Below are 6,643 nucleotides of genomic sequence, written 5' to 3'. Positions count from 1 at the left end.
GACAGGGGAACGGAGGTGAACTAGGGGGGGTACTTTGTTCGGTGCTAGACTGATATTTCAGTAAGCCAGACAGGAGCCAGAAAAAGATATTTATCAGAAAATTCATGATCAAGCTAGAGGTTTAAAGACTGAAAGACTGATCGGGTTCCAATTATTTTTATTAATAAATATTTTACACAATTCATACCAGGTAAGCAACAGAGCTACGCCACTACTACCGAATCATTACCTGACTTGAGAACTACTTAATTCTATACCTGTCTGTTCTGTCAGATAAGTGGCTAATCTTTTGGCTGTCCAACGGCCAAACTCATACCCCATTTCTTGAGGCTCTTTGTCAATTGTCTCTAATAATATTTTGATATACTCATCCGTCGCTTTTCGATAATTTCCCTCCATTCTCTTGTCTTTCAAGCTATCTAAATTATTGGCATCTCTAGGAATACATCAATAAGAGACTGTTCGCAGTGAACACCCAATGAGTTTGGAGATTTGGACTTGAGTTTTCCCGTCATTTAACAACAACAATATCAAAACTCTTTCTCTAATGTAAGGATTTTTTTCTTTTTTTATTGCTTTTTGTAACTTTTCTTTTTGTTCGGAATTCAAGTGATTAGGGGCTGGCATAGCTATTGATATTTGAATAGGTTACTGTTTCTATTATACGCTATTTAGATGCTGAACAGCTTATAATGCTCAAAAAGCATGGGCGACATACACCGTGCTAACTGCCCACCATCTGTTCTAAGAGTATGAGGTAATACCCGTGTCTAATTGATTTATCTCGCAAATACGCAACGCCAAATTTTGTTTTGCAAAGATGTCGCAGATTGTCCAAAATCCTCTAATGCTAATGAGTATCAGCTTATGAAATCATCTCAAACTGGTATTAATTTTCCCAATAACTCTGGTCGATTTCTCAGTGCTTTTCAGAGAAAACACTTAGAAAAAAGCCTAGAAAAAGGGTTGTCTAAGCGCCATTTTCAACGAATTCAAATTATGCTGCTGGCAGATGAGGGTAAAACTCAAACCCAAATTTGCCAAGAGTTGGGCTGTTCCCATAGTACAGCACGCCATTGGATAACCCTCGCCAAGTCTGGTCAGGCTCACCAGTGGAATAGTAGCCCAATTGGCAGCCAGAAAATCGGCAATCTGTTCCAGTTGCTCAATTTCTTCGTCCACTTCCCGCTCCCGCCAATCCCAGGCGACGGAATAGTAATCGCCCTTTTCCCCACTGTGCTTGAGGAAGGATCCTTGGAAGATGCCCAGTGCAGGTTCGCTGACTTTTGGTATAATTCTAACCAAGTGTAGGAACAGCATAATTGCTATAACTACTGATCTGTTTAGCTTTCATCCACTAAATTTAACAGCCCATGAACGGGTAATCACCCATCATTCAGGAGTTTTTGCAATGCCAGGATTTCTTCCTTATCAAAAGATTAAAGAGCGGATCGATCAGAAATTATTAAACATATCAGACTTTGAACCATCTAACTTAGAAGCTTGCAGCTATGATTTGAGAATTGGAACAATTTTTCAACATGGTCAGATAATTAATAAAGCTCATGATAAACACTCTGAGCAGTTTGTAATAAAACCTGGTGAGGTTATTTATTTGTTGACTTGGGAAGAAATTAAGCTTCCAGAAAATATTTGTGCAACTGTTTTTCCACGAAATTTTGATAGTTCTGAAGGTCTTCTTGTTCTCAATCCAGGTCATATAGATGCTGGCTATGAGGGAGCTATTACTGTTACAGCAATTAATTTAAGAAAAACACCATTAGCTATACAAAGAGGACGAAAGATTTTGACTATAGTTTTTGAAGAAATGCTATGTAACACATCAAATCCTTATAAAAGAAATATTAGTAGACAAGAGCGAGAAGATCAGTTTAATGCTGCTTTAGTAGCACAAGATACACACAATTTATCTGAAATTATAGCTCAAGGCTCAGATTCACCTTATCCCACTAAACAAGAAGTAGAATTTATGATTGTGAAGCATTGGATAACTGTGTTGACTCTTATTTTAACCGCTGTCGCAGCTTTAACGGGAATTATTGCAGTTTGGATCAGTATGCAACCGAAATCTGAGAATAATAATCAAAATCCAATTCCCTTAGAGAGTCCAAGTCCAACACCATCTTCAAAGGGAACTCAAGGTTAGTAATAATCAAGGTAATATAAAAATGGCTAAAAGTGGTCTGATTGTATTTGATTTAGATGATACTTTGCTAAATACCAGCAATGTTTATTGGCTTGCAAGAAAGCTTTTTGTGGAAAAATTATCTGAAGAATTACAAATTAACGAAGATAAATTAATTGAAGAATTTGAAAAAATTGATCATCTTCAAATGCAACAACTAAAACATTCTCCTTATCGTTATACTCGGAGTATGATAGAAACTTATAAATCTGTTTCTCATAAGATAAATCATCAAATATCCGAGGAAACTTTAAAAGCTATTAAAGATTTTGGCCGTTTAATTTTAAAAAATACACCAAATACTATTAAGGGGGCTAAAGAAATTCTTGATTGGTCATCTCAAAACTATTCTCTTGCATTATTGACAAGAGGTGAAAATTCATTTCAAAAAAAGAAGTTACACAAAAATGAACTGTATAAATACTTTGATTTTATAAGAGTTGTACCTCACAAAAATGCTGAAGTTTTAAAAAAATTTATCCAAGATATAGGCTTTGATTGTCAAGATGTTTGGGTTATTGGTGATTCACTAAAATCAGATATTAATCCAGGCATTGAAATTGGAGCAAAGTGTATCTTGTACGGCTATCATCATCCACATTATCATTGGATACAAGATCATGAAAGTGTTGCATTAGGCTCTTTTTACAAAGTTGATAATTTATCAGATATTAGACAAATTCTTGAGTCAGATTCTAATTCTAATTCCGAATCGAGGTCGATGACCTGAAAAAATCCGATATTTTGCAGGACTGGCACTTGAAGCCATCGTAGGTTGGATTGACCTAAGGAAACCCAACACAGAATTAAATAACCAACTAAAATAATCTATACTAAGCCAATAAAGCCTGTTTTATTGGGTTTCCTGCCTCCTATTAACAGTAGGCTAAAACTAATAATTAATATCATCGTCGCAATCACTCGTGGACTGGAGACAACAACTAATTATTTTTACCCGTTATCCGGAATTGGGGAAAGTAAAAACCCGTATGATTCCAGCTTTGGCAGCCGAGGGAGCCGAAGAATTACACCGCAAACTGGCCGAATATACTCTCAGTAAATTAGCGGGTTTGAGGAATTTTCTCTCTCTGATCATTTACTACCATGGCGGCAGCGAGGAAAAAATGCGTACTTGGTTAGGTGTGCATTATTCCTATCATTCTCAACGGGGAAAAGACTTAGGAGAAAAGATGCAAAATGCTTTTGCTGATGGTTTTGCTCAAGGGATGACAGCGATCGCTATTATTGGCACAGATTGCCCAGAAATCGGGGAAAAAGAGATTTTAGCAGCCTTTGAAGCCCTAAAAACCCACGATATGGTTTTAGGGCCGGCGTTAGATGGAGGATACTACCTAATTGCTTTAAAACAGGTCTTTCCAGAGCTTTTTGACGGTATTCCCTGGGGGACGGGGGAAGTCTTGGCAAAAACTCAGACAATCGCCGCTAAACTGGCCTTAAAGACCGCTTATCTGCCTAAATTAGCGGATATTGATCGCCCGGAAGACCTGCCCATCTTAAAAAAATATCTGCCAGAATTAAGGTTGAACGATGACGGGGGTTCCCATGCGGACTAAATCAAACAACACTTTCACATCCCGATTCCGCATCCGCACACAACCATGGGAAGCGGCGCTACCGAGGGAATTTTCCGCAGGGGTGCCATGAAAACCGATGGAATTTTTGCCGTCACTCCAAAAACCGATCCATCTTTCCCCTAGGGGACTATTGGGACCAGGGGTGCTGACTTTTCCCGTCCAGGGACTTTTCCAGACGGGATTGCGAACTAATTCCCGCACTTCAAATTTACCGGTGGGGGTTTCCCAGCCTTTTTTGCCGACGGCGACGGTAAATTGTGCTAAAACTTGCTTATCTTGATAAACGTAAACTTTTCTCTCTTTCAGTTTTAGGACCAGATGGGTAGCGAGAGTTTGATTGGCTGCGGTATTCGGGGTGACGGTGCTGATTTGGTTAGCTTGGGCCGGATATACGGGTAAACAAGTTAATCCTAATCCGATGATTAAGAGGGTCAAATTTCGTTTGAACGCCATTATTCCCACACTCCTCAATTGCGATAGCGATAATTTTTAAGGATAGCAAATAGGGAACTGTTTGGAAGCTCAAGCCGCTTACACTGTGCCAGTTTTAGCTTCGTACTGCCGACAACCTTCACAGGGACCTGGGGGATTAACCGCACAACGCAAGTGGGGGGAATAGGCATTAAAACGACAACTAAGATCACCTATAAATGCCGGTTTATTTTCTGTCTCTACAGGGATTGACAAAAAATCACTGGCAATCACCGGGCTGTATTCGTGACGATGGCGAATCCCTCTCAAACGGTTGCTTAATCTCTGTTGGGATCGGTTAATTAACCAGAGACTAAGCAGAGAGGGAAAGAGAGCAAGGATAAAAACAAAGGTTATCCTGATCACGATTTTAGTTTAGGCGATCGCCAGTGCTGCTAACTTATTATCGAGGCCGGCGCTAGAAATTAGGCCATAACCAGGGAAGACTTAAGGGGTTCTTCCTTTTTGCTTTCATAAACTGCCGCAGGACCGGGGAATCCTCTGGTTAGTTCCCGCACTTTAATCTCACCTGCTTGCAGGGATTTGGTCAAAATTTCCATGGCAACCACGGGTTTACCGGCACCACAGAAGAATAAATCGGCGGCGAAATAGCCGTGTTCAGGCCAGGTGTGGATCGCGATATGAGATTCAGCTAAAGTCGCCGTCGCGGTAACTCCGTGGGGACTGAACTGGTGGACACACAAATCGATCAGCGTTGCTTCTCCTGCCGTAATTCCATCGAGGATAGCGCGACGAATGCGCTCGGGATCGTTGAGGAGGTCAGCAGGTACTTGCCAAGCATCGACAATCAAATGGGTTCCCAGTTTGGTCATTTTTTTTTCAATACTCCCTATCGAAAAACCTTCACAGACTTACCAGTATAACACAATTTTTCTAACTTGTGCAAAAAAGATCTGGTTTTTCTCGGTTACTTTCTCTAAAAAACTGGGACAGGGTGGGGGAGAAGGGTGTGGGGTGTGGGGTGTGGGGTGTTGGGAAAAGCGCAAGGGCCTAATTTTATCTAGGAGGGGGGACGGGATTAGTGGGGACGGTGGGACTGGGAGAAGCGGCGGGAATGGGTGGATTTTCGGGTTTACGGACTTGGGGGACGGGTAACAGATAGAAAAGTAGGGCGCAAGCGACAAGACTGCCTAATCCCGCCAAAAAAGGCACTGTTCGACTGGCCACCGATTCATTCACCTTATGGTAGCGACGGGAAACTGGCTGTAATTTCAGGGTTAGGTCAGGTAAAGTGCGAGTATCGGCAAAAAATTGGTCAATCGCTTCTATTAAATCGAATAACTGCACGGTACTGATTTCTATGTTGACTGGACTTTCCGGGATATTCAAGTCCGTTGATGGATACCAGACCAGACGATGGAGATTCTGGTCAATCTTTTCTAGGTACACATGATCTGGTTCATGGACGGGGTCTTGGGGATGACGAACACCACTCAAAAATTCTTGGGCATACTGACTGACCGCTTGTACCAAATTTTCCAAGAAAACCCGACCACCTTGCAGGACTTTATTGGCCCCGACTAACCGACATTCTACGTTAGTCAAAATTGAGAGTAAAGGTCGGCTATCCCCGGGGTTAGCCGGGGCGAAATCATCGCCGAAACCATCGAGAATCAGGGTACAATTGGGCAAGCTATACTGTCTTCTCATTTCTACACGATCTCCCCATCAAATAAACTAATCCAAAACCGCTGCATTCCCGTCGTACCAGTACAAAATAATAACCGATCGAGGAGGGATAAAGCCAGTTCATTTAGGGCATTTTCATCAGCTAGATAAACCGATACTTTGGCCCGACGGGGGTTCATGCGACTGCGAAAATTGGAGCGAAATCTTTCTAGGTATTCTGATAAAAGAAAATTATTATCCACGGGTAAACCCTTTGATTCCATCTGTTGCCGCGCTAACAGTAATTGTCGGATGGATATAGCCAGGGGTTTGGCCCGATAACTGGCAATGATAACTAAAGCTTTTGCTTGGTCAAGGGTGAGACGGTCGAGGGTGTAGGAAATTCGCCAGGGATTAGTACAGCGTAATCGCCAGAAAATAATCCGGTTTCTGACAATTTTATCAAGTCCTAGTTCTTTACAGAGGGCTAACAGGGCCTCCCCGGCACCGACTTCTAAGGATTCCAACGCTAACAGCATTAAATCGATATGCTGTTGGAGATGTAGGGCGCATTGCTGACTTGCAATCGGAAAATCGGGTAAAACGCTTAAAATAACCGGTTTTTCTGGGGCTGATGCTGTAGATTCGGGCGTTAGGCTAGTAGAGGTCATGATATAGGAGAACTAAAACACAAGGGCGATCGAGTCAGGATATTGTAAATTGTATTGTATAGATAGCTGTC

The 6,643-nt window shown here is 41.6% G+C and carries 11 protein-coding genes; 4 read left to right on the top strand and 7 right to left on the bottom strand.

What is annotated here, in order from left to right; genetic code table 11:
* Window positions 1–225: 225 nt before the first annotated feature.
* The gene (locus H6G40_RS16860; protein ID WP_338010218.1) at window positions 226–444 is read right to left on the bottom strand and encodes a helix-turn-helix domain-containing protein; all 219 of its coding nucleotides are present in this window, start codon (window positions 442–444) and stop codon (window positions 226–228) included.
* A gap of 3 nt (window positions 445–447) precedes the next feature.
* Entirely contained in the window at window positions 448–627 is a 180-nt protein-coding gene (locus H6G40_RS16855) for a helix-turn-helix domain-containing protein (RefSeq protein ID WP_080601636.1), read from the bottom strand.
* Window positions 628–867: 240 nt separating this feature from the next.
* Between H6G40_RS16855 and H6G40_RS24205 the strand changes: the two genes are divergently transcribed.
* The 4 genes from H6G40_RS24205 (at window position 868) to H6G40_RS16835 (ending at window position 3,780) form a co-directional block, all read left to right on the top strand.
* A complete protein-coding gene (locus H6G40_RS24205) occupies window positions 868–1,311 on the top strand; it encodes a helix-turn-helix domain-containing protein (RefSeq protein WP_002737767.1) in 444 nt (147 codons plus the stop codon).
* A 100-nt stretch (window positions 1,312–1,411) separates the two neighbouring features.
* Window positions 1,412–2,167, top strand: coding sequence for a dCTP deaminase (locus H6G40_RS16845; protein WP_069474382.1), 756 nt, complete (start codon window positions 1,412–1,414; stop codon window positions 2,165–2,167).
* 22 nt (window positions 2,168–2,189) lie between these two features.
* Window positions 2,190–2,936 (top strand): HAD family hydrolase, encoded by a 747-nt coding sequence (locus H6G40_RS16840; protein WP_002738227.1) that lies wholly within the window; start codon window positions 2,190–2,192, stop codon window positions 2,934–2,936.
* Between the two features lie 193 nt (window positions 2,937–3,129).
* Window positions 3,130–3,780 carry a TIGR04282 family arsenosugar biosynthesis glycosyltransferase gene (locus H6G40_RS16835; protein ID WP_002737359.1) on the top strand — a complete coding sequence of 217 codons (651 nt, stop codon included), beginning with the start codon at window positions 3,130–3,132 and terminating at the stop codon, window positions 3,778–3,780.
* Here H6G40_RS16835 and H6G40_RS16830 read toward each other — a convergent pair.
* The 5 genes from H6G40_RS16830 to H6G40_RS16810 all read right to left on the bottom strand — a co-directional run bounded on the left by H6G40_RS16830 (window position 3,742) and on the right by H6G40_RS16810 (window position 6,572).
* Window positions 3,742–4,254: a L,D-transpeptidase gene (locus H6G40_RS16830; protein ID WP_002735789.1), complete on the bottom strand. Its 513-nt coding sequence runs from the start codon at window positions 4,252–4,254 to the stop codon at window positions 3,742–3,744. The two genes, H6G40_RS16835 and H6G40_RS16830, sit on opposite strands and share 39 nt — an antisense overlap.
* A 78-nt stretch (window positions 4,255–4,332) precedes the next feature.
* Window positions 4,333–4,638, bottom strand: coding sequence for a DUF6464 family protein (locus H6G40_RS16825; protein ID WP_069474381.1), 306 nt, complete (start codon window positions 4,636–4,638; stop codon window positions 4,333–4,335).
* A 59-nt stretch (window positions 4,639–4,697) separates the two neighbouring features.
* On the bottom strand, window positions 4,698–5,105 hold the full coding sequence (speD, locus tag H6G40_RS16820; RefSeq protein ID WP_002781248.1) for an adenosylmethionine decarboxylase: 408 nt from the start codon (window positions 5,103–5,105) through the stop codon (window positions 4,698–4,700).
* 184 nt (window positions 5,106–5,289) lie between these two features.
* Window positions 5,290–5,943 (bottom strand): DUF4335 domain-containing protein, encoded by a 654-nt coding sequence (locus H6G40_RS16815; RefSeq protein ID WP_036399963.1) that lies wholly within the window; start codon window positions 5,941–5,943, stop codon window positions 5,290–5,292.
* 2 nt (window positions 5,944–5,945) lie between these two features.
* Entirely contained in the window at window positions 5,946–6,572 is a 627-nt protein-coding gene (locus H6G40_RS16810) for a DUF3038 domain-containing protein (protein ID WP_002736178.1), read from the bottom strand.
* Window positions 6,573–6,643: the final 71 nt, after the last annotated feature.

Source organism: Microcystis viridis FACHB-1342, assembly GCF_014698335.1.
Classification (GTDB): Bacteria; Cyanobacteriota; Cyanobacteriia; order Cyanobacteriales; family Microcystaceae; genus Microcystis; species Microcystis ichthyoblabe_A.
This window is presented reverse-complemented; position numbering and strand designations above follow the sequence as displayed.

Excerpts from the sequence above, each read along its gene's own strand:
- H6G40_RS16855 (WP_080601636.1), bottom strand. The coding sequence starts at position 627 with ATGCCAGCCCCTAATCACTTGAATTCCGAACAAAAAGAAAAGTTACAA.
- H6G40_RS24205 (WP_002737767.1), top strand. The coding sequence starts at position 868 with ATGAAATCATCTCAAACTGGTATTAATTTTCCCAATAACTCTGGTCGA.
- H6G40_RS16845 (WP_069474382.1), top strand. The coding sequence starts at position 1,412 with ATGCCAGGATTTCTTCCTTATCAAAAGATTAAAGAGCGGATCGATCAG.
- H6G40_RS16840 (WP_002738227.1), top strand. The coding sequence starts at position 2,190 with ATGGCTAAAAGTGGTCTGATTGTATTTGATTTAGATGATACTTTGCTA.
- H6G40_RS16830 (WP_002735789.1), bottom strand. The coding sequence starts at position 4,254 with ATGGCGTTCAAACGAAATTTGACCCTCTTAATCATCGGATTAGGATTA.
- speD (WP_002781248.1), bottom strand. The coding sequence starts at position 5,105 with ATGACCAAACTGGGAACCCATTTGATTGTCGATGCTTGGCAAGTACCT.
- H6G40_RS16815 (WP_036399963.1), bottom strand. The coding sequence starts at position 5,943 with ATGAGAAGACAGTATAGCTTGCCCAATTGTACCCTGATTCTCGATGGT.
- H6G40_RS16810 (WP_002736178.1), bottom strand. The coding sequence starts at position 6,572 with ATGACCTCTACTAGCCTAACGCCCGAATCTACAGCATCAGCCCCAGAA.